23 protein-coding genes and 1 other RNA gene are annotated in these 18756 nt (G+C 58.5%); 7 read left to right on the top strand and 17 right to left on the bottom strand.

Annotated features, from left to right (window positions below; translation table 11 throughout):
- Positions 1-361 precede the first annotated feature (361 nt).
- Positions 362-711: RNase P RNA component class A (gene rnpB, locus AC22G1_RS17660), an RNA gene on the bottom strand.
- A 28-nt stretch (positions 712-739) separates the two neighbouring features.
- The gene (rsmI, locus tag AC22G1_RS17665; protein ID WP_487314524.1) at positions 740-1573 is read right to left on the bottom strand and encodes a 16S rRNA (cytidine(1402)-2'-O)-methyltransferase; all 834 of its coding nucleotides are present in this window, start codon (positions 1571-1573) and stop codon (positions 740-742) included.
- A gap of 128 nt (positions 1574-1701) precedes the next feature.
- Here rsmI and AC22G1_RS17670 point away from each other — a divergent pair, with 128 nt between their 5' ends.
- The 4 genes from AC22G1_RS17670 to dolP are packed head-to-tail and all read left to right on the top strand — an operon-like array spanning position 1702 to position 4963.
- On the top strand, positions 1702-3471 hold the full coding sequence (locus AC22G1_RS17670) for a penicillin-binding protein activator (protein ID WP_487314525.1): 1770 nt from the start codon (positions 1702-1704) through the stop codon (positions 3469-3471).
- Positions 3422-3793, top strand: a complete 372-nt coding sequence (locus AC22G1_RS17675) for a YraN family protein (protein ID WP_487314526.1) — start codon at positions 3422-3424, stop codon at positions 3791-3793. The genes AC22G1_RS17670 and AC22G1_RS17675 overlap by 50 nt, the downstream gene beginning before the upstream one ends.
- 10 nt (positions 3794-3803) lie before the next feature.
- A complete protein-coding gene (locus AC22G1_RS17680; protein WP_487314527.1) occupies positions 3804-4391 on the top strand; it encodes a D-sedoheptulose-7-phosphate isomerase in 588 nt (195 codons plus the stop codon).
- Between the two features lie 2 nt (positions 4392-4393).
- Positions 4394-4963 (top strand): division/outer membrane stress-associated lipid-binding lipoprotein, encoded by a 570-nt coding sequence (dolP, locus tag AC22G1_RS17685; RefSeq protein WP_050659090.1) that lies wholly within the window; start codon positions 4394-4396, stop codon positions 4961-4963.
- Between the two features lie 42 nt (positions 4964-5005).
- Here the strand turns inward: dolP and AC22G1_RS17690 are convergent, their stop codons facing one another.
- The 8 genes from AC22G1_RS17690 to zapE form a co-directional block, all read right to left on the bottom strand.
- On the bottom strand, positions 5006-5446 hold the full coding sequence (locus AC22G1_RS17690; protein ID WP_050659089.1) for a ClpXP protease specificity-enhancing factor: 441 nt from the start codon (positions 5444-5446) through the stop codon (positions 5006-5008).
- The gene (gene sspA / locus AC22G1_RS17695) at positions 5436-6065 is read right to left on the bottom strand and encodes a stringent starvation protein SspA (RefSeq protein WP_487314528.1); all 630 of its coding nucleotides are present in this window, start codon (positions 6063-6065) and stop codon (positions 5436-5438) included. Before sspA ends, AC22G1_RS17690 begins: the two co-directional genes overlap by 11 nt.
- Positions 6066-6134: 69 nt before the next feature.
- On the bottom strand, positions 6135-6875 hold the full coding sequence (locus tag AC22G1_RS17700) for a cytochrome c1 (RefSeq protein WP_487314529.1): 741 nt from the start codon (positions 6873-6875) through the stop codon (positions 6135-6137).
- Positions 6872-8083, bottom strand: a complete 1212-nt coding sequence (locus AC22G1_RS17705; RefSeq protein WP_487314530.1) for a cytochrome b — start codon at positions 8081-8083, stop codon at positions 6872-6874. Before AC22G1_RS17705 ends, AC22G1_RS17700 begins: the two co-directional genes overlap by 4 nt.
- Entirely contained in the window at positions 8080-8709 is a 630-nt protein-coding gene (petA, locus tag AC22G1_RS17710; protein ID WP_487314531.1) for a ubiquinol-cytochrome c reductase iron-sulfur subunit, read from the bottom strand. The genes AC22G1_RS17705 and petA overlap by 4 nt, the downstream gene beginning before the upstream one ends.
- 215 nt (positions 8710-8924) lie before the next feature.
- Complete coding sequence (rpsI, locus tag AC22G1_RS17715; RefSeq protein WP_050659085.1) at positions 8925-9317, bottom strand: 30S ribosomal protein S9; 393 nt, start codon at positions 9315-9317, stop codon at positions 8925-8927.
- A gap of 15 nt (positions 9318-9332) precedes the next feature.
- Positions 9333-9761: a 50S ribosomal protein L13 gene (rplM, locus tag AC22G1_RS17720; RefSeq protein WP_050659176.1), complete on the bottom strand. Its 429-nt coding sequence runs from the start codon at positions 9759-9761 to the stop codon at positions 9333-9335.
- Positions 9762-9958: 197 nt separating this feature from the next.
- Positions 9959-11059: a cell division protein ZapE gene (gene zapE, locus AC22G1_RS17725; RefSeq protein WP_487314532.1), complete on the bottom strand. Its 1101-nt coding sequence runs from the start codon at positions 11057-11059 to the stop codon at positions 9959-9961.
- A 107-nt stretch (positions 11060-11166) separates the two neighbouring features.
- Between zapE and AC22G1_RS17730 the strand changes: the two genes are divergently transcribed.
- The 3 genes from AC22G1_RS17730 to degS all read left to right on the top strand — a co-directional run bounded on the left by AC22G1_RS17730 (position 11167) and on the right by degS (position 14154).
- Complete coding sequence (locus AC22G1_RS17730) at positions 11167-11547, top strand: Z-ring associated ZapG family protein (protein WP_487314533.1); 381 nt, start codon at positions 11167-11169, stop codon at positions 11545-11547.
- 84 nt (positions 11548-11631) lie between these two features.
- Positions 11632-12984, top strand: coding sequence for a Do family serine endopeptidase (locus tag AC22G1_RS17735; protein ID WP_487314534.1), 1353 nt, complete (start codon positions 11632-11634; stop codon positions 12982-12984).
- A 102-nt stretch (positions 12985-13086) separates the two neighbouring features.
- Positions 13087-14154: an outer membrane-stress sensor serine endopeptidase DegS gene (gene degS, locus AC22G1_RS17740; protein WP_487314535.1), complete on the top strand. Its 1068-nt coding sequence runs from the start codon at positions 13087-13089 to the stop codon at positions 14152-14154.
- Positions 14155-14224: 70 nt separating this feature from the next.
- Here the strand turns inward: degS and murA are convergent, their stop codons facing one another.
- The 7 genes from murA to mlaF are packed head-to-tail and all read right to left on the bottom strand — an operon-like array spanning position 14225 to position 18754.
- A complete protein-coding gene (gene murA / locus AC22G1_RS17745; RefSeq protein ID WP_050659080.1) occupies positions 14225-15487 on the bottom strand; it encodes a UDP-N-acetylglucosamine 1-carboxyvinyltransferase in 1263 nt (420 codons plus the stop codon).
- A 10-nt stretch (positions 15488-15497) separates the two neighbouring features.
- Complete coding sequence (locus AC22G1_RS17750) at positions 15498-15758, bottom strand: BolA family protein (RefSeq protein ID WP_050659079.1); 261 nt, start codon at positions 15756-15758, stop codon at positions 15498-15500.
- Complete coding sequence (locus tag AC22G1_RS17755; protein WP_050659078.1) at positions 15755-16033, bottom strand: STAS domain-containing protein; 279 nt, start codon at positions 16031-16033, stop codon at positions 15755-15757. The genes AC22G1_RS17750 and AC22G1_RS17755 overlap by 4 nt, the downstream gene beginning before the upstream one ends.
- Complete coding sequence (locus AC22G1_RS17760; protein ID WP_487314536.1) at positions 16030-16680, bottom strand: MlaC/ttg2D family ABC transporter substrate-binding protein; 651 nt, start codon at positions 16678-16680, stop codon at positions 16030-16032. The genes AC22G1_RS17755 and AC22G1_RS17760 overlap by 4 nt, the downstream gene beginning before the upstream one ends.
- Positions 16681-16690: 10 nt before the next feature.
- Positions 16691-17167: an outer membrane lipid asymmetry maintenance protein MlaD gene (mlaD, locus tag AC22G1_RS17765; protein WP_050659076.1), complete on the bottom strand. Its 477-nt coding sequence runs from the start codon at positions 17165-17167 to the stop codon at positions 16691-16693.
- Between the two features lie 2 nt (positions 17168-17169).
- The gene (mlaE, locus tag AC22G1_RS17770; RefSeq protein ID WP_487314537.1) at positions 17170-17946 is read right to left on the bottom strand and encodes a lipid asymmetry maintenance ABC transporter permease subunit MlaE; all 777 of its coding nucleotides are present in this window, start codon (positions 17944-17946) and stop codon (positions 17170-17172) included.
- On the bottom strand, positions 17939-18754 hold the full coding sequence (mlaF, locus tag AC22G1_RS17775; protein WP_050659074.1) for a phospholipid ABC transporter ATP-binding protein MlaF: 816 nt from the start codon (positions 18752-18754) through the stop codon (positions 17939-17941). The genes mlaE and mlaF overlap by 8 nt, the downstream gene beginning before the upstream one ends.
- Between the last annotated feature and the right edge of the window lie 2 nt (positions 18755-18756).

An 18756-nucleotide genomic window follows, 5' to 3' on the forward strand; every position in this document is an offset into this window, starting at 1 on the left:
CCGGCCGGGTGCCTCGCCAGGGATGGCTTCTCTCACCACACTAAAACAAAAAACCCACCAAGAGCAGATTTGAACATCCAAGCCTGGCGACGACGGCCCCTACGGCGGGTACCAGGAAAGCCCAATTAAGCCAAAGCTCTGGTTTAACGTAGTCGAGCGCTGGTACACAGGATGTACCCGCCGGGTGCCTCGCCAGGGATGACTTCCAACGATGGTTAAAGCCGATGACACTCCCAACAAGCAACAGCGAAATAAAGAAGACGTGCCCCAATACTCAAACCCGAAAACCGAGCACGGCTGCACTCGCCGCACCAAAACAAAAAAGCCGCCTAAAGGCGGCTTTTTTGTTCAAGAATCAAATCCGCAGAGCCGGCCTGTAAGCCGGGTTCTGTCTTGAACGGTCATTCGTCTAGGCCAGCAATCGCTCACTGGCTCAAGCAACCTACCCGCCCCCTGCGCGGGCCACACTTAACGGGGGCCTATTTGGTCTTGCTCCGGGTGGAGTTTACCGTGCCACGAACTGTTACCAGACGCGCGGTGCGCTCTTACCGCACCCTTTCACCCTTACCTGTGCCCGAAGGCCATCGGCGGTTTACTCTCTGCTGCACTTGTCGTCGGCTTGCGCCGCCCAGGCGTTACCTGGCACCCTGCCCTATGGAGCCCGGACTTTCCTCCCCCCACGATGTGGGCAGCAACCGTCCGGCCGACTCTGCGGACGCGCAGTATACCTGCGCCGGGCTCAGCCCTCCAGCCCTAGGTTGTAAAGGGCGTTCTTCTTTAGCTCAAATGCCTCGGCCACCAGGCTGGCCGCTTTCTTACGGGGCAGCTCTTCGGCCAGGGCCATAAAGAGTTTTACCGCCGCCTTGGGCAGCTCTTCCTGCTTGGGGGCCGGCGCCACCATCAACACCATTTCGCCTTTTTGGCGGTCGCTGTCTTCCTTGAGCCAGGCTTGCAGCTCGGCAACGGCGGCGCCATGAATGGTTTCAAAGGTTTTGGTCAGCTCCTTGGCCAGTACCACCTGGCGCTCGGGGCCGAATACCGTTTCCATGTCGGCCAGGGTATCGAGGATGCGACGCGGCGCCTCGTAAAACACCAGGGTGCGGGGCTCGTCGCTCAGCGCTTCGAGCTGGGTAAGCCGCGCACTTTGCTTGGCCGGCAAGAAACCTTCAAATGCAAACCTGTCGGTGGGCAGGCCGGAGGCCGATAACGCAGCAATAGCGGCGCAGGGGCCCGGCAGCGGCACCACCTTGATGCCGGCCTGGCGGCAAAGGCTGACCAGGGTGTAACCCGGGTCGGAGATAAGAGGCGTACCGGCGTCGGACACCAAGGCAATGTCACTGCCCGCTTCCAGTTTGCCGAGGATAAAGGCCGCTTTTTGCTTTTCGTTATGGTCGTGCAACGACTGGCTGGGGGTGCGAATGGAAAAGTGATGCAGCAGCTGGCCGGTGTGGCGGGTATCCTCAGCGCAAATCAATGAAACATCAGCCAAAACGTTCAGTGCACGTTGGCTGATATCCCCCAGATTACCCAAAGGGGTCGGAACGATATACAAGGTGCCTTTGGCTTCATTCATGGGAGTGGGCCCTCTGTTTGTGTCGCTATGGCCCCTCGCATACACTAGGCACAGTTTCAGCGAGGACTTGACGGTAAATGACCAGGATTCTAACACGGAGCGCAGGACTGCTGTGTCTGGCGTTGCTCATGACCAGCTGCGCCACCACGTCGCAGCAGGATAATTGGACACAACGCCTGAGCGGCCCGGTTTACCTCAAGGCCAGCGATTATCTCGACAAAGCCCGCCAGGCCGATGGCGATGCCAAGCTGCTGTGGCAGCTGCAAGCTGGCCGCGCCTACGCCCAAGCCACCGACTGGGCCCGCACCGACGATGTGCTAAAAGCCCTGCGCGGCCGTTTGGTCTCTCCTGAAGGCCAGGCCGCCTACCAGTTGCTGGCCGCCGAATCGGCCATGGCCCAGGAAAGCTACGATCAGGCCGGTGCCTTGCTAAAAGCGCCGCTGCCCGGTGACTTTGAAATTCAAAGGCTGCGCCTGTCCTCCAAGCTCGCCGAGCTGACCGGCGACACCACCGCCCAGCTCCAGGCCCTGGCCAAACTAGCTGCCACCACCAACGACACAGTGCTCAAAGCCCGCAGCGCCGACCGCATCTGGACGCTGCTGCCCCAAGCCGACACCAATAAACTGGGCGCCGACTGGGCCCCTTGGCTGACCCTGCAGGAATTGGCCCGCGACAAACGCGGCCCGGCCCTGCAAAGTGCACTGAATGACTGGCGCCAGCTCTACGCCGGCTCCCTGCCCGCCCAGTACCTGCCAAAATCCATCGAGCAGTTGACTCAGGTGACCGATTACCAGCCCACCAAGGTGGCGCTGCTACTGCCCCTTACCGGCAACTTTGCCGCCCAGGGCCAGGCCATTCGTGATGGTTTTGTCTCGGCCTGGGTAGAGAGCGGCCAAAGCGCCGAGCTGGTGGTGGTTGATAGCGCCCAAGACGCCGTGGCCGCCTGGCAACAAGCCCAGGCCCAGGGCGCTGACATGCTGGTGGGCCCGCTGCTGCGCCCGCAGGTTGAAGCGTTGCAGCAATCTGGCACCGTCAAAGTGCCGTGGTTGGCGCTGAATCGGGTGTATCGCCCCGGCTTTGCCGATGATTACTATTTTGCCCTCGCCCCCGAGGACGAAGCGGCCCAAGCCGCCGAAGAAGCGGTGGACAGAAACGCCCGCCACCCGATGCTGCTGGGGCTCGACACCAGCACCAACAGCCGCCAGGCCCAGGCCTTTATCGACCGCTGGCGCCAGTACGGCCATAACGAGCCGGTGGACATGCGGCTCTTCTCCAATCGCCAGCAGCTGGAAGCGGGGATCCGCGACATGCTGCAAATAGACGACTCCAAGGCACGCATTCGCCAGGTGGAGTCGGTACTGGGCCGCAGTGTGGTGGCCGAAGCCCGCTCCCGCCGCGACGTAGACTTCCTTTACCTTTTGGGTGACCGCGAAGAAGTGGGCCTGATGAAGGCCTTTATCGATGTCACCATCAGCCCCTTTGCCGACCCCATCGCCGCCTATACCTCTTCACGGGGCCACCCCGACCTGGAGAGCCCGGCCGGCCTTCGCGACTTTAACGGCCTGAGCTTTACTGAGATGCCCTACTTCGTGGCCCAGCAGGGCCCGGCCCTTGCTATGCGCGATCTGCTTGGGCAACTGCGCCCGCAGTGGCCTTCAGCCTTGGAACGGCTGTTTGCCATGGGCTATGATGCCGCCCGGCTGCTGCCGCGTATGGCGGTGCTGCGGGTCGCAGGCACCGAGCCAGTGCAAGGCATTTCCGGCAGCATCGGTATCGACAGCAATGGCGTGATTTACCGCCGCCTCAAGTGGGTCAATATTAAAAACGGCACCACCCAGGTACAGGATCATGTTATTCCGCCTCTTCCCGAGCAAGACAGCCAAGGGCAGACATTTTGAGCAGGACGCCGAACGCTGGCTGATAAAACAAGGTCTTAGCGCCGTCGCCCGTAACGTGCGTTACCGCGGCGGCGAGCTGGATTTAGTGATGCGCGACGGCCCGCTCTGGGTGTTCGTGGAAGTAAAATACCGACAACAACAAGGGTTTGGCGGGGCACACCATGCCATCAGCCAAGCCCAGCAACAGCGTCTTTGGCAAAGCGCCCGGCGCTACCTGGCACAGCAGGGCCTCAATGAATGGGACTGCCAGTGCCGTTTTGACGTAATGATTTATCAAGGCGACCAGGCCCCGCTATGGATCAAAGGGGCCTTTGACGCCTAGCGGAGTCGTAATGCTGGACAGGATCAAAGACAGCTTCACCGAAAGCATCCAAACCAAAATCGTGGCCAGCGAGGCCCTGCCCGAGACCCTGGCACAAGGCGCCATGATGCTGGTCAACTGCCTGTTGGCCGGCAACAAGATCCTCGCCTGCGGCAACGGCGGCAGCGCCCTGCAGGCCCAGCACTTCGTCAACCTGCTTATTCACCGCTTCGAAACCGAGCGCCCCAGCCTGCCGGCGCTGGCCCTGGGCGCCGGCGCCGGCATGCTCACCGCCATCAGCAACGACGACAGCTTCGGCGAGGTGTTCAGCAAAGAAGTACGGGCCCTCGGCCAACCGGGGGATGTACTGCTGGTCATCTCTACGTCAGGCAATTCCCGTAATCTCATAAAGACCATGGAAGCGGCCTTGTCCCGCGACATGACCATTCTCGCCCTGACCGGCATGGACGGCGGCGAGATGGCTGGATTGCTGGGGCCGGGTGACGTGGAAGTGCGGGTGCCCGGCTACCGCCCGGCCCGTACTCACGAGGTGCATCTGCTGGTGCTGCATGCCCTTTGTGACGCTATAGACTCCACCCTTTTTAGCCAGGAAGACTGAGCATGAAACCGACATTCGCAATCGCCAGCCTGATGGCCACCGTTCTGCTGCTGCAAGGCTGCGCCGCCGTCGTGGTGGCCGGTGCCGCCGGCACGGCTTCCGTTGCCAACGACAGACGCACCGTTGGCGCCTATATCGATGATGAAAGCATCGAGCTGAAGATAAGCGGCATCATCAGTACCGATGAAGAGCTTCGTAACCAGACTCACGTTAGCGCCGTGTCCATCAACGGCGACGTGCTGCTGGTTGGCCAGGTGCCTGGGGAAGCCATGCGCTCGCGCCTTATCGACGAAGTGCAGAAGATCCCCGGAGTGCGTAAGGTCAATAACCAACTGCGGTTGATGACCCCAACCCGCCTCTCCACCCGCACCCACGACACTTGGCTGACCTCGGTGGTCAAAGGCAAGCTGATTGCCTCCGACGTTGACGCCTCGGCCATCAAGGTGATCACCGAGAACTCCGAAGTGTTCCTGATGGGCCTCGTTAGCCACCAAGAAGGCGATACCGCCGCCGGTGTTGCCAGCAACGTCTCCGGGGTGACCCGGGTGGTCAAGGTGTTCCAATACCGCTGATGCGAACACCCCATAAAAAAACCGGCCCAAGGGCCGGTTTTTTTATTTCACCACTTTCAAGAACGGGGCCTTGCGGCCCGGCTTGGGTGGCTCGGGGTCGTCCTCCGGGCCACTTTCTTCCAGGGCGATTTTGCCTTCACGAAGAGCTTCGTAATAAGGCTCGTCCTCAAAGACAGTGCCGGCGCCGTTTTCACGGGCATAGATGGCCACCAAGGCGGCCATGGGCGCAACGATGCGGCGTGGCACGCCGCCAAAGCGGGCGCTAAACACCACATCGTCCTTGCCCAGGTTCAGGTTGCCGACGGCGCTGGGGCCGATGTTCAGCACAATTTGGCCATCACGGACATGCTCCTGGGGCACTTCCACGCCGTCCTGGGTGGCATCTACCACCAAGTGTGGGGTGAGGTCGTTTTCCAGCAACCACTCATAAAAGGCCCGCAACAGGTGGGGCCGGTGAGGGGTCAGCAGGCGCTCAGGCGCCATGGCTGTATTCCCGCTCAGCGTCGGACAGAGACGCCTGGAAGGATTCACGCTCGAAAATACGCGCCATGTAGGTGCGGATCTCTTTGGCGCCGCGGCCGGTCAGCTCGATACCCAGATGGTTAAGGCGCCACAGCAGTGGGGCCAGTACGCAATCCACCAGGCCGAACTCTTCACTCAGGAAGTAAGGGGTGTCAGCAAAGAGCGGCGCCAGGGCCAGCAGGCCTTCGCGCAGTTCCTGGCGGGCTTCCGCGACCTTTTCACCTTTTTCGATACGGTCAGCCAGCACATACCAGTCACGCTGAATGCGGTACATGGTTTGGCGGGCGTTGCCACGCATCACAGGATAAACAGGCATCAGCGGCGGATGCGGGAAACGCTCGTCCAGATACTCGTTGATGATGTCGGCACGGTACAGGGTGACTTCACGGTCAACCAGCGTCGGCACGCTCACGTAGGGATTGAGCTCGACCAGATCTTCGGGTGGGTTGCTCAGGTCCACTTCAACGATGTCGTAAGTCACGCCTTTCTCGGCCAGTACAATACGGACCTGGTGGCTGTACATGTCAGAACCGCCACCGAAAAGAGTCATCACAGAGCGTTTGTTGGCTGCCAAAGCCATCTTAAGCCTCCAGAAAAAAACGCAAAAACAACAATGGAGGCCCCGGCCCCCATTGCTGTGGGAAAGTCCTTAGTGGACGTCACGCCAATACTCTTTCTTCAAGAGGTACGCGAGCACGAAGAAGATGGCCAGGAACACCAACACCTTCCAGCCAAGCTGTTCGGCCTGAGGTCGCATCGGTTCCCCGGTGTAAACGAGGAAGTTCACCAGGTCCAGCACGGCCTTGTCGTACGCTTCTTCGCTCAATTCACCGGTACCGTCGGCCTTGATGCCGACGTATACCTGCTTTTCTTCACCGTCCACCAGACGGGTTTCGTAGGTCTTGCGTGGCACGCCCTGCAAGGGTTGCAGGACATGTGGCATACCTACATCTTTAAACACCTCGTTGTTGACCCCAAAGGGACGGCTCTCGTCCTCATAGAAGGAGCGCAGGTAGGTGTAGATCCAATCTGCACCGCGCACCCGGGCTTCCAGGGTCAAATCGGGGGGTATTTTACCAAACCAGGCCGCCGCTTGCTCGGCTGGCATCGCATTGCGTATATGATCGCCGATCTTGGCCCCGGTGAAAACGAGATTTTTCTCCATGAGGTCGTGGGGAATGCCTAAGTCGTCGGCGGTGCGCAGGTAACGCTGATACTGCATCTGGTGGCACCCCAGGCAGTAATTCATGTAAAGCCGGGCGCCCCGTTGCAAGGACGCCTTGTCGCTCAAATCATACCTGGCCTTGTCTAAATGAACGCTGTGGCCGTCGGCGGCATGGCTTAGGCCAGGTAAGGTCCAGGCCAGTATCAGCAGCAATGTCCTTATCATGATGTGACCCTCTCGGGTACCGGCTTGGTTCGCTCGCTGCCGCTGTACAGCAGCAGTGCCAGGAAATAACCGAAGTACATCAGGCCGCACAGGCGGGCAAGGTAGGTGTAGAGGTCCGTTGCCGGCTGGGTGCCCAAGAACAGCAAGACACAGAAGGCCAGGGCGAACTGGCCCAGATTCCATTTGTGCAGGGTGCTGCGGTAACGCACCGAGCGCACCTTGCAGCGGTCAAGCCAGGGCAGTAAGAACAGGCAGGCGATGGCGCTGAACATGGCCAGCACCCCGAAGAGCTTACTTGGGACAGCCCGCAAGATGGCGTAGAAAGGCGCGAAATACCACACCGGCGCGATGTGCTCGGGGGTTTGCAGCGGGTCAGCCGGCTGGAAGTTGGGAGGCTCTAGGAAGAAACCGCCCCCTTCAGGCATGAAGAACACCACGTAGGCAAAGATAAACAGGAACGCTGCCGCTCCCATCAGATCCTTGACGGTGTAGTAAGGATGAAAAGGGATGGCGTCCTTGGGCCAGCCGTTCTCGTCCTTGTGCTTTTTAATCTCGATGCCGTCAGGGTTGTTGGAGCCCACTTCATGGAGGGCAACGATGTGCAGGAACACCAGCACCACCAGCACCAGCGGCAAGGCGATGACATGCAGCGCAAAAAAGCGGTTCAAGGTGGCGCCGCTTACCACGTAGTCGCCACGCAGCCACAGGGTGATGTCGTCTCCGACAAAGGGGATGGCCCCGAACAGCGAGATGATCACCTGTGCGCCCCAGTAGGACATCTGCCCCCAGGGCAGCAGGTAGCCCATGAAGGCTTCGGCCATCAGCACCAGGAAAATAAGCATGCCAAACAGCCAGACCAGCTCCCGAGGCTTTTGGTAGGAGCCGTACAAGAGCCCCCGGAACATGTGCAGGTAAATGACGATAAAAAAGGCCGAGGCGCCGGTGGAGTGCATGTATTGCAGCAGCCAGCCGTAATCCACATCGCGGCGAATGTATTCCAGGGAGGCAAAGGCGCCTTCGGCGCTGGGGTTGTAATGCATGGTCAGCCAGATGCCGGTCAGCAACTGATTAACCAGCACCAGCAGGGCCAAAGAGCCGAAGAAGTACCAGATATTGAAGTTTTTCGGGGCGGGATACCTGCCGACGTGTTTGTCCCAGGTCTTACTCAGGGGGATGCGTTCATCAAACCAGGCCAGTAGTCGGTTCATGCCTCGGCCTCCCCTTGGTTGAGCCCCACCAGGATGGTGCTGTCGTCCACGTAATAATGAGGGGGCACCACCAGGTTCAGCGGCGCCGGGACGTTTTTAAAGACCCGCCCCGCCATGTCGTATTTGGAGCCGTGGCAGGGGCAGAAGAAGCCGTAATCGACGCCGGGCGCATGCTCGGCAAAATTGCCTTTGAGGTAGGTTGGCGAGCAGCCAAGGTGGGTGCAGATCCCCACCGTAACCAGCACTTGCGGCTTGATGGAGCGGTTGATGTTCTTGGCGTAACCGGGTTGCTGAGGCTCATTAGAGTCAGGGTCTTGCAGCTCGTCGTTAAGACTTGGTAGCTGCGCTAGTACCGCGTCGCTGCGCTTGACCACCCAGACCGGCTTGCCCCGCCATTTCACCAGCAGTAGCTGCCCGGTCTCGAGCTTGCCGATATCCACCGTGACCGGCGCCCCGGCGATGCGGGCTTTGGCACTGGGATTCCACGATGCCACGAAAGGGACGGCGGTAAACCCGGCCCCGACAGCACCCACCACAGCCGTGGTCCATGTCAGGAACCGCCGACGCCCTGTATCAACAGGTGCATTGCTCATCCATTCTTCTCCCCGTTCTGGAACCGGCCGCATTTTTTGTCATGGCTGCGGCTTATCTTGGCTCACAGATCCCCTGGCAGAAGCTACAGCATTTCTTGGCTCGGGTGACCTGGAAAAACGTTCAAGGTGCCCCAAAGCATAAAAAGAACCCCTAGAAAAAACAAGGACAAGGGTCGCAAGCCACTGGCGGCTGGGCATAAAAAAGCCCGGCATAAGCCGGGCTTTTGCATCTTGCCGATGAGGCCAGATTAACGCTTGGAGAACTGAGGACGACGGCGTGCTTTACGCAGACCGACTTTCTTACGTTCAACCTGACGAGCGTCACGGGTCACGAAGCCAGCTTTACGCAGGTTCGGACGCAGGGACTCATCGTACTCCATCAGAGCGCGGGTGATACCGTGGCGGATGGCGCCAGCTTGACCGGAGATACCACCGCCAGAAACGGTGATGTACAGGTCCAGCTTCTCGGACATCTCAACCAGCTCCAGCGGCTGACGAACTACCATGCGGGCAGTTTCGCGGCCGAAGTACTCTTCCAGAGTGCGCTTGTTGATGGTGATGGTGCCAGTGCCTTGCTTGATGAAGACACGAGCAGTGGAGCTTTTGCGACGGCCAGTGCCGTAGTATTGATTGTCTGCCATTTCTTCAATTCCGTATTAGATGTCGAGGACCTGAGGCTGTTGTGCAGTGTGCTTGTGTTCAGCACCGGCATAAACCTTCAGCTTACGGAACATGGCGCGACCAAGGGGACCACGCGGAAGCATGCCTTTAACAGCAGCTTCAATGATCATTTCCGGCTTCTTGGCTTGCAGCTTTTCGAAGCTGATGGACTTCAGACCACCCGGAAAACCGGAGTGAGCGTGATACATCTTGTCCTTAGATTTGGCACCAGTCACAACCACTTTCTCAGCGTTGATAACAACGATGTAATCACCGGTGTCAACGTGAGGAGTGTATTCAGGCTTGTGCTTGCCGCGCAGACGCGTGGCGATTTCAGTGGCGATGCGGCCCAAGGTTTTGCCTTCGGCGTCAACCACGTACCAGTCACGTTTTACGGTTTCTGGCTTAGCTACGAAAGTTTTCATCAAATCAACCCAAAATCGAATTGTTACATACCCGTGCGGGCTTTGTTGCCCGCACAATGTGCAAAAACCGGCCACGGTATCCCTTCGAATACTGGCTGGTGACATATGCGCTGCCCCTGTTGGGCAGGTTGTAACGTGGGGCTGCGCGGATTATACGCATGTCGCCCCACAAGGTCACGCCCAATTTTCGCCCATTTTTACGGTTTATGTGGCCGGGCGAGGTATTCCTTGGATTGCATTTCCTGCAGGCGAGACAGGCAACGCTGGAATTCAAAGGTCAGCCGCTCACCGGCGTAGAGGCTGAACATGTCTACTTCCGCCAGGATGATGAGCTTGACGCCGCGCTCGTAGAACTCGTCCACCATGGCGATAAAGCGCCGCGCCACGTCTTCCTGGTTGGCACTCATCTGAAACACGTCGCTCACCAGCACCGAGTGATAAAGGCGCGCCAGCTCCATGTAATCGGCCTGGCTGCGGGGGCCATCACAAAGGGCTTTGAAATCAATCAGCAACACCCCTTCAGCCTCAGCTAGCACGCTGATGGCCCGCCCTTCGATGGTGAGCTCGCGGGTTTGCTCATGGGGCTCGGTGGCCAGTTGCTTGAAATACTCACGAAGTTGGCTTCGCCCGGCATCGTCAGCTGGGTAATGGAATAGCCTGGCTTGCTCCAAGGTGCGAAGGCGGTAGTCGATACCAGAGTCGACGTTGACCACTTCGCAGTTTTCCTTGATGTGGGCAATGGCGGGCAAAAAGCGCGCCCGCTGTAGGCCGTTACGGTACAGCTCGTCGGGCACGATATTGGAGGTGGCCACCAGTACGATGCCGCGCTTGAACAGGGCATCGAACAAGGTGCCCAGCAGCATGGCGTCGGTGATATCGGAGACAAAAAACTCGTCAAAACAGATGATGTCGGTTTCGCCGGCGATCTTATCGGCCACCTTTTCTAAGGGGTCGCTGACGCCCTTAAAGAGTTTTAGCTCCTGATGAACCCGGTGCATAAAGCGGTGAAAGTGCGCCCGCATCTTGCGCTCGGTGGGCAGGCATTCAAAAAAGGTATCCACCAGGTAGGTTTTACCGCGGCCCACCCCACCCCAGAAATACAGGCCTTTCACCGCCGCCTTGGCGCTGGCACCGCTCAATTTCTGGAAAAACTTTTTCAACCCTTTGACCTGATCTTTGTCCCGGGCGCAGAAATCGTCATACAGGCGCTGCAGGTGCCGAACGGCATTTTCCTGCGCCTTGTCATGCATGAATTCAGGGCGGGCCAAATCCGCCTGATAACGCTGCCAGGGAGTCATCGGATCAGGGTCTCATCAGGGTAAATTGAAGGCGGGCATGGTACCACGGACCCCAGCGAGCAGGTATATTGATCGCCAACAACATAAGGACAGGAGTGGCAGCGTCCATGATCATTAGTATCGCAATTGGTTTGGTTGTAGGCATCGTGATTGGCTTGATTATTGGCAGGCTGCGCGGCACTACCCCGGTAGGCGAAGACAAACTGCGCCAGCAACTGGAGCAAGCCCAGCTCGAACTGGAGCAGTACAAGGAAGAAGTGAAGGATTACTTCGAGGAAAGTGCCGAGATGATGAAACAGCTGGCCAAGGACTACGATCGCCTGGCCCGCCATGTCAGCAGTGGCGCCAGCAATCTGCTGAGCCTAGATGCCGACGTGATCTCCCTCAAATACACCGACGACGAAGAGGCCGAGCCGGTCCAGCCCGAGCTTTTTGCCGAGCCGCCACGGGACTACTCCCATGAGCGCCATGGCCTCATCAAAAAATAATTCTGGAACTTTTTAACATTTCCCCGGGTCAGTGATTGAGCCAAGACTGAAACAGCCTTTGTATTTTTAGGAGATTCAGTACCAATGAAGTCACTCTCAATCCTTGTATCTGCTGCCCTGCTGGGTTCAGCAAGCCTTGTCAGTCTTCCTGCCAGCGCCGCGCTGCCCAGCAGCGTCGCTGGAGAGGAAATGCCCAGCCTGGCTCCCATGCTGGAAAAGGTGACCCCTGCTGTGGTCAGCATCAACGTTGCCGGTACCCATATTTCCCGGCAGCGCATTCCCGATGCCTTCCGCTTTTTCTTCGGGCCCAATGCACCTCAGGAACAGACCCGCGAGCAGCCCTTTGAAGGGTTGGGCTCCGGGGTCATCATCGATGCCAAAAAAGGCTATGTGGTTACCAACAACCATGTTGTCGATGAGGCAGACAAGATTGAAGTTACCCTGACCGACGGGCGTACCTTCAAGGCCAAGAAAATTGGTGTCGACAAAGACGTAGACATCGCGCTGCTGCAAATCGATGCCAAGAACCTGACCCAAATCCAACTGGCCGACTCCGACAACCTGCGGGTGGGCGACTTCGCCGTTGCCATCGGTAACCCCCTGGGCCTGGGCCAAACCGTGACCTCCGGTATTGTCTCGGCCCTTGGCCGCAGCGACCTGCAAGTGGAGAAGCTGGAAAACTTCATCCAGACCGACGCCGCCATTAACCGCGGTAACTCCGGTGGCGCCCTGGTTAACCTCAAAGGCCAGCTGATCGGTATCAACACTGCCATCATTGGCCCCAACGGCGGCAACATCGGCATCGGCTTTGCCATTCCGGTGAACATGATGAAAAACCTGGTCAACCAAATCATTGACCACGGTGAAGTGCGCCGCGGCTACCTGGGCATCATGGGTGGCGAGCTGACCAGCGAGCTGGCCCAAGCCATGGGTTACCACTCCGGCCAGGGCGCATTTGTGTCGCAGGTGCTGGAGAAATCCGCAGCCGATAAAGCCGGCATCAAGGCCGGTGACATCGTCACCAGCCTCAACGGTAAACCGGTTAAGAGCTTCGGTGAACTGCGCGCCAAGGTCGGCACCTTGGGCCAAGGCACCAAGATCACCCTGGGTATCATTCGCGACGGTAAAGAGAAAACCGTGACCGTGACCCTGCAGGGTCAAAGCGAAGCCAAGGAAACCAGTGGTGAAGCACTGATGCCACGCCTGGAAGGTGCTGATTTTGAAAACAGCAGCGACGGCGTCAAAGTCAGCAAGGTGGCAGACCGCTCACCGGCAGCCTACACCGGCCTGCAGGAAGGCGACATCATCGTTGGTGTGAACCGCCAACAGGTGAAAACCGTCAAAGACCTTAAAAAGATTGTCGAGGACAACAAAGACGGCGTGCTGGCGATCAACATCGTCCGCGGCCATTCCAGCTTGTTCCTGGTGATCCGCTGATAACCGCGTATAGCAGTGTAAAGGGGCCCGAGGGCCCCTTTTTGCTGTCTTTGAAAACCTGTTATGCTCAACCCTTTATTAACCATCTTCAAGGCAGCGGCAATGGCACGCCTTTTCAAAGATTTGGCTAGAGCCATCGTCCTGGGCCTGGTGTTGGCCTCAGTGGTACTGACCTTTTTCCCGCAGTTGCGAAAGGGCACAGAAGAAAACCAGAGCCTGTTCCGCAAGGAAGACAACCTTCCCCCTATCTTGTCCTTCTCCACAGCCGTGCGCCGCGCCGCGCCGGCGGTCGTGAATATCTATTCGGTCAGTAACGTCGGCACCAACCTCGATGAGCAACGCGGCACCGTCAAGGGGCTGGGCTCGGGGGTGATCATGAGCTCCAAGGGCTACATCCTCACCAACGTGCACGTTATTGATAACGCCGACCAAATCGTGGTGGCTTTGCAGGATGGGCGTATCTCCTACGCCGAGTTGGTGGGCACAGACCCATTGACCGACCTTGCCGTATTGCAGGTCGATTTGGACAACCTGCCGGTCATTCCCCAAGACACCCACAACCAAGCGCAGGTGGGCGACGTGGTGCTGGCCATCGGCAACCCCTACAACATCGGCCAGACCATCACCCAGGGCATCATCTCCGCTACCGGCCGCTCCGGCATGAGCTCCACCGGCTACCAGGACTTTTTGCAAACCGATGCCGCCATCAATGCCGGTAACTCTGGCGGCGCCTTGGTCAACAGCAACGGCGTGTTGGTGGGCATCAACACCGCCCTGTTCCACCTGTCTCAGCGCATGGACGTACCCGGTATCAGCTTTGCCATTCCCTACACCCTGGCGGCTAAGATAATGAAGGAGCTGGTGGAAAGTGGCCGGGTGATCCGCGGCTATTTTGGGGTTGTCTATCAGCAACCGAGAGTGCCCATCATGTCCCAGCCGCCACTGATCACCGCCGTCGATAAAGACTCACCGGCCGATAAAGGCGGGATCCGCGCTGGCGACCTGATTGTCGGCATTAACGGCAAACCGGTTCGCAACGGCCTGGAAGCCAAAGACGTAGTGGCAGAAACCAAGCCCGGCACCGAGATTGAAGTGACCGTGATGCGCCAGCAAAAGCAGCTCAAGCTCAAGGTGACCGTTGGCGAGCGCCCTCCCGAGTCATCCTACTAAGGCAATAAAAAACCACCTCATATGAGGTGGTTTTAGGCACAAAAAAAGGCACCTTACGGTGCCTTTTTTGTTATTTGACGCGGCGGATATTGGCGCCCAGCATCGAGAACTTGTCTTCGATACATTCATAGCCACGGTCAATGTGGTAAATGCGGTCCACCAAGGTTTCGCCCCCGGCCACCAGGCCGGCGATCACCAAGCTGGCAGATGCGCGCAGATCCGTTGCCATAACCTCGGCGCCAGACAGGGTCTCTACGCCCCGCACCAAGGCGTTATTGCCGTCCAGGCTGATATCGGCGCCCATGCGGCTCAGTTCCGGCACATGCATAAAGCGGTTTTCAAAGATGGTTTCTTTGATCCGCGCGGCGCCCTGGGCCACGGCGTTAAGCACCGTAAACTGGGCCTGCATGTCGGTGGGGAACGCCGGGTAAGGCGCGGTGGTTACATCCACAGCTTTGGGGCGGCGGCCCTGCATATCGAGCTTGATCCAGTCCTCACCGGTTTCAACAACGGCGCCAGCTTCTTCCAATTTGACCAACACCGCTTCCAGAAGCGAAGGGTCGGTATGAGTGCAGGTCACGCTGCCACGGGTCACGGCAGCCGCTACCAGGAAGGTACCGGTTTCGATACGGTCCGGCTGCACCCGATAATTAACGCCGCTCAGGCGCTCGACGCCGTCAATCACCAGCTTGGAGGTACCCACGCCCTGGATCTTGGCGCCCATGGCGATAAGGCAGTTGGCCAAGTCCACCACTTCCGGTTCCCGGGCCGCGTTCTCAATCACGGTGCGCCCATCTGCCAGGGTAGCGGCCATCAGCAGGTTCTCGGTGCCGGTCACCGACACGGTATCCATCAGGATATGGGCGCCTTTGAGGCGGCCACCAGGCACGTCGGCTTTGATGTAACCGTGCTCGACCACGATGTCAGCGCCCATCAGCTCCAGGCCGTGGATATGCAGGTTGACCGGGCGCGCACCAATGGCGCAGCCGCCGGGCAGCGACACCTGCCCCTTGCCATGTTTGGCCACCAGTGGCCCCAGGGCCAGGATGGAGGCGCGCATGGTGCGCACCAGCTCATAAGGCGCCACATGCTCGTTTACCGAGCGCGGGTCAACCTCAACGGTCATGTTGTCACCCAGGGTGATATCGGCACCCAGGCGCCCCAGCAGGGCGATAGTGGTAGTGACGTCATTGAGGTGGGGAATATTGGTCAGGGTGACGATATCGTCGGCCAGCAGGGTAGAGAACAGAATTGGCAAAGCCGCGTTCTTGGCGCCACTGATGGCAACGTTACCGGACAGCGCCTGGCCGCCGGTAATAAGCAGTTTATCCATGGGTAGCTTCTTACTGGCCCAGCATGAGCAGCTTTTTGTCGCGTGCCCAGTCGGCTGGTGTGTAGGTTTTAATGGAAACGGCGTGAACCACGTTGCTGGCGATGGCCTCGGTCAGGGGCCCGTAAACCAGCTGTTGGCGCTTTACCGGCCGCAGGCCTTCAAAGCAACTGCCTACGGCGATGATGTTGAAATGACTGCCTTCGCTTTTGACGATCACTTCGTCAAGGGACAGGCTGTCACGGAGTAATTGTTCGATCTCTTGATTGGTCATGCTTGCTCAATAGGCAGTATGGCGTCCAGATCGCCCAATTCTGCCAGCTTTTTGAGCCTTTCAGAAGCCCCACGGACCTGGGCAGCAGGATAACGTTCAGTTAGGGCCAGCAAAATGGCCAGCCCGGCGGTATCAACCTTATCCAGCGCTTCAACGCTGATGGTCTTAAGGCCGTCCCAGCTGCCCCGGCGCTTCCAAAGCGCCGGCACCGTGTTGCGATCCAAGGTGCCGGCCAGGGTCAGCACCGGCTGTTGCCATTGGATATCCAGGCTCATGCTGCCTTGTTCTCTTTCTTGGTCGTAATGTCGAGGCTGGACTTTTCCTTGAGTTCATCGGTTACGTAATCGATGCCCTTTTGGCGGATAAGCCCTTCCAGCTCGGCTTGTTTGGAGGCCAGCAGGCTGATGCCTTCTGCCACCATGTCGTAAACACCCCATTCGCCGGTTTTGTTGTTAAAACGCACTTTGAAGGTGATGTTGATATCGGGGCGACCCGGCGCATAGATGCGGGCTTTCACCGAGGCGATTTTGGAGCTATGGCTGTCGCCACCGTCACGCAAAAACTCTACCTGCTGGTTGTCGTACTGGGTAAAGGCCTGGGCGTAAGTTGTCACCAGATAGTTTTTGAACGCCGACACGAAACGGTCACGTTGATCCGAAGAGGTCTTGGGCAGGTTACGGCCAATCACCTTGTAGGAGGCATAGCGGTAATCCACGTAGGGCAGCAGATCTTCGCGAACAATATCCTTGAGCAGGTTCGGATTCTTTTGGATCTGCGCCTGCTGGGCCTTGAAATGGTTAAAGGCGATGGTCGCAGCCTGCTCGACCATGTTGTAGGGGTCCTTGCGGTCCACCTCCTGTGCCTGGGCAACGTTGGTAAGGCCCAGTATTACCACGGCTGCGGCAATGAAACGTTTAAACATGGAGGTCTCCTTAATCTTCATGGGACTTGCCAAACAGGAACTGGCCAATCAGTTCTTCAAGCACCAGGGCAGACTTGGTGTCTTCGATATAATCGCCGTTCTTCATCATCTCGACGCTATCGTCCTTAAACCCAGGATGCAGGCCAATGTATTGCTCCCCCAATAAACCGGAGGTGAGGATGGCAGCAGAACTGGTTTCGGGAAATTTGTCGGTATATTCGCTGTCGATAGCCATGGTCACTACCGGAGTGAAGTCAGAGGCATCGAGCTTGATACCCTCGACCCGCCCCACCACAACGCCACCGACCTTGACCGGCGAGCGCGGCTTGAGGCCACCGACGTTGTCAAATTTGGCGTACAGAGTGTAAGTCTTGCCGTTACCGGCCACGCCGCCATTAGCGACCTTCAGGGCCAGCACCAGCACGGCGGCGATGCCCAGCAGGATAAAAAAGCCAACCAACAATTCAATTTTGCGATTGTTCTGCATAATTAGTTTCCAAACATCAATGCCGTCAAAATAAAGTCCAGCCCCAGCACCGCCAGCGATGAGTGCACCACGGTTTGGGTGGTGGCCTTGCTGATCCCTTCCGAGTTGGGGGTCGCGTCATAACCGTTGAACACGGCGATCCAGGTCACCACCAGGGCAAACACCAGACTCTTGATAAAGCCGTTGAGGATGTCATCAGAGATATCCACCGCCGACTGCATCACCGACCAGTAGGTCCCGGCGTCCAGCCCCAGCCAGTTCACTCCAACAAGCTTGCCGCCCCAGATACCGACGGTGCAGAAGATCGCCGAAAGCAGCGGCATGGCGATAACCCCGGCCCAAAAACGTGGCGCTATCACCCGCTTGAGCGGGTCAACGGCCATCATCTCCAGGCTTGAGAGCTGTTCGGTTGCCTTCATCAGGCCAATTTCGGCGGTCAGCGCCGAACCGGCGCGGCCGGCAAACAGCAGCGCGGTTACCACCGGGCCCAGCTCTCTAAGAATACTCAGCGCCACCATGGGCCCAAGGGAGGCCTCGGCGCCGTAATCCACCAGGATGGTGTAGCCCTGCAGGCCAAGCACCATACCGATAAAAAGACCGGAAACAATGATAATGAGCAGGGATTGCACCCCCACCACGTAAAGCTGTTTGACCAACAGGCCAATGCTTTTCAGCCGTGGCAAGCAGGCCACGGCCGAGAGGATCATCAGCAGGGCGCGGCCCATGCCGGAGGTAAACGCCAGCCCGATACGGCCCAGGTTGGCAATGGCATCAAACATCGACAGCCTCTCCTTTCAAATCCTGCTGATAGTCAGGCGCCGGATAATGAAAACGCACCGGGCCGTCGGGCTCGCCGCGCAAAAATTGTTTGAGCTGGGGCGAATCGCTTTGGCGAAGCTGCTCGGGGGTGCCCTGGCCAATCACCTTGCGGTCTGCCACCACGTAAACGTAATCGGCGATGGACAACACCTCGTCCACATCGTGGGACACCACCACCGAGGTCAGCCCCAGGGCGTCATTGAGGCGGCGGATAAGGTTCACGATAACCCCCATGGAGATAGGGTCTTGGCCGGCAAAGGGCTCGTCGTACATGATCATGTCCGGGTCCAGGGCAATAGCCCGGGCCAGGGCGGCGCGGCGCGCCATACCGCCAGAAAGCTCCCCCGGCATCAAGCTGTGCGCACCACGCAGCCCCACCGCTTCGAGCTTCATCAGCACCACTTTGCGGATCAGCGATTCGGGCAGCTCGGTGTGCTCGCGCAGCGGAAACGCCACGTTGTCGAACACCGTCATGTCGGTAAAAAGGGCGCCGCTCTGAAACAGCATGCTCATGCGTTTACGCAAATGAAACAGCTGGTTACGTGACAGGCTATGCACGTTCTGGCTGTCAAAGAGGATTTGCCCCTGGTCAGGGCGCAGTTGCCCACCAATCAAGCGCAGTAGAGTGGTTTTACCGATACCGCTGGGCCCCATGATGGCCGTGACCTTGCCCACCGGAATGGTCAGGCTGATATCGTCGTAGATGACCCTGTCACCACGACGAAAGGTCATGTTTTTGATGTCCACAAGGGGGCGGTTGACGCTCATCA

Source organism: Gallaecimonas zhanjiangensis (genome assembly GCF_057624825.1).

Bases quoted from the DNA above. Each gene is read 5' to 3' on its own strand.
- AC22G1_RS17675 (WP_487314526.1), top strand. From the start codon at position 3,422: ATGTTATTCCGCCTCTTCCCGAGCAAGACAGCCAAGGGCAGACATTTT.
- AC22G1_RS17755 (WP_050659078.1), bottom strand. From the start codon at position 16,033: ATGAGCCTGGATATCCAATGGCAACAGCCGGTGCTGACCCTGGCCGGC.
- zapE (WP_487314532.1), bottom strand. From the start codon at position 11,059: ATGACTCCCTGGCAGCGTTATCAGGCGGATTTGGCCCGCCCTGAATTC.
- mlaD (WP_050659076.1), bottom strand. From the start codon at position 17,167: ATGCAGAACAATCGCAAAATTGAATTGTTGGTTGGCTTTTTTATCCTG.
- rplM (WP_050659176.1), bottom strand. From the start codon at position 9,761: ATGAAAACTTTCGTAGCTAAGCCAGAAACCGTAAAACGTGACTGGTAC.
- dolP (WP_050659090.1), top strand. From the start codon at position 4,394: ATGAAACCGACATTCGCAATCGCCAGCCTGATGGCCACCGTTCTGCTG.
- mlaE (WP_487314537.1), bottom strand. From the start codon at position 17,946: ATGTTTGATGCCATTGCCAACCTGGGCCGTATCGGGCTGGCGTTTACC.
- AC22G1_RS17700 (WP_487314529.1), bottom strand. From the start codon at position 6,875: ATGATAAGGACATTGCTGCTGATACTGGCCTGGACCTTACCTGGCCTA.
- AC22G1_RS17670 (WP_487314525.1), top strand. From the start codon at position 1,702: ATGACCAGCTGCGCCACCACGTCGCAGCAGGATAATTGGACACAACGC.
- rsmI (WP_487314524.1), bottom strand. From the start codon at position 1,573: ATGAATGAAGCCAAAGGCACCTTGTATATCGTTCCGACCCCTTTGGGT.
- petA (WP_487314531.1), bottom strand. From the start codon at position 8,709: ATGCGGCCGGTTCCAGAACGGGGAGAAGAATGGATGAGCAATGCACCT.
- AC22G1_RS17760 (WP_487314536.1), bottom strand. From the start codon at position 16,680: ATGTTTAAACGTTTCATTGCCGCAGCCGTGGTAATACTGGGCCTTACC.
- degS (WP_487314535.1), top strand. From the start codon at position 13,087: ATGGCACGCCTTTTCAAAGATTTGGCTAGAGCCATCGTCCTGGGCCTG.
- AC22G1_RS17705 (WP_487314530.1), bottom strand. From the start codon at position 8,083: ATGAACCGACTACTGGCCTGGTTTGATGAACGCATCCCCCTGAGTAAG.
- mlaF (WP_050659074.1), bottom strand. From the start codon at position 18,754: ATGAGCGTCAACCGCCCCCTTGTGGACATCAAAAACATGACCTTTCGT.
- AC22G1_RS17690 (WP_050659089.1), bottom strand. From the start codon at position 5,446: ATGGCGCCTGAGCGCCTGCTGACCCCTCACCGGCCCCACCTGTTGCGG.
- AC22G1_RS17750 (WP_050659079.1), bottom strand. From the start codon at position 15,758: ATGACCAATCAAGAGATCGAACAATTACTCCGTGACAGCCTGTCCCTT.
- rpsI (WP_050659085.1), bottom strand. From the start codon at position 9,317: ATGGCAGACAATCAATACTACGGCACTGGCCGTCGCAAAAGCTCCACT.
- AC22G1_RS17735 (WP_487314534.1), top strand. From the start codon at position 11,632: ATGAAGTCACTCTCAATCCTTGTATCTGCTGCCCTGCTGGGTTCAGCA.
- murA (WP_050659080.1), bottom strand. From the start codon at position 15,487: ATGGATAAACTGCTTATTACCGGCGGCCAGGCGCTGTCCGGTAACGTT.
- sspA (WP_487314528.1), bottom strand. From the start codon at position 6,065: ATGGCTTTGGCAGCCAACAAACGCTCTGTGATGACTCTTTTCGGTGGC.
- AC22G1_RS17680 (WP_487314527.1), top strand. From the start codon at position 3,804: ATGCTGGACAGGATCAAAGACAGCTTCACCGAAAGCATCCAAACCAAA.
- AC22G1_RS17730 (WP_487314533.1), top strand. From the start codon at position 11,167: ATGATCATTAGTATCGCAATTGGTTTGGTTGTAGGCATCGTGATTGGC.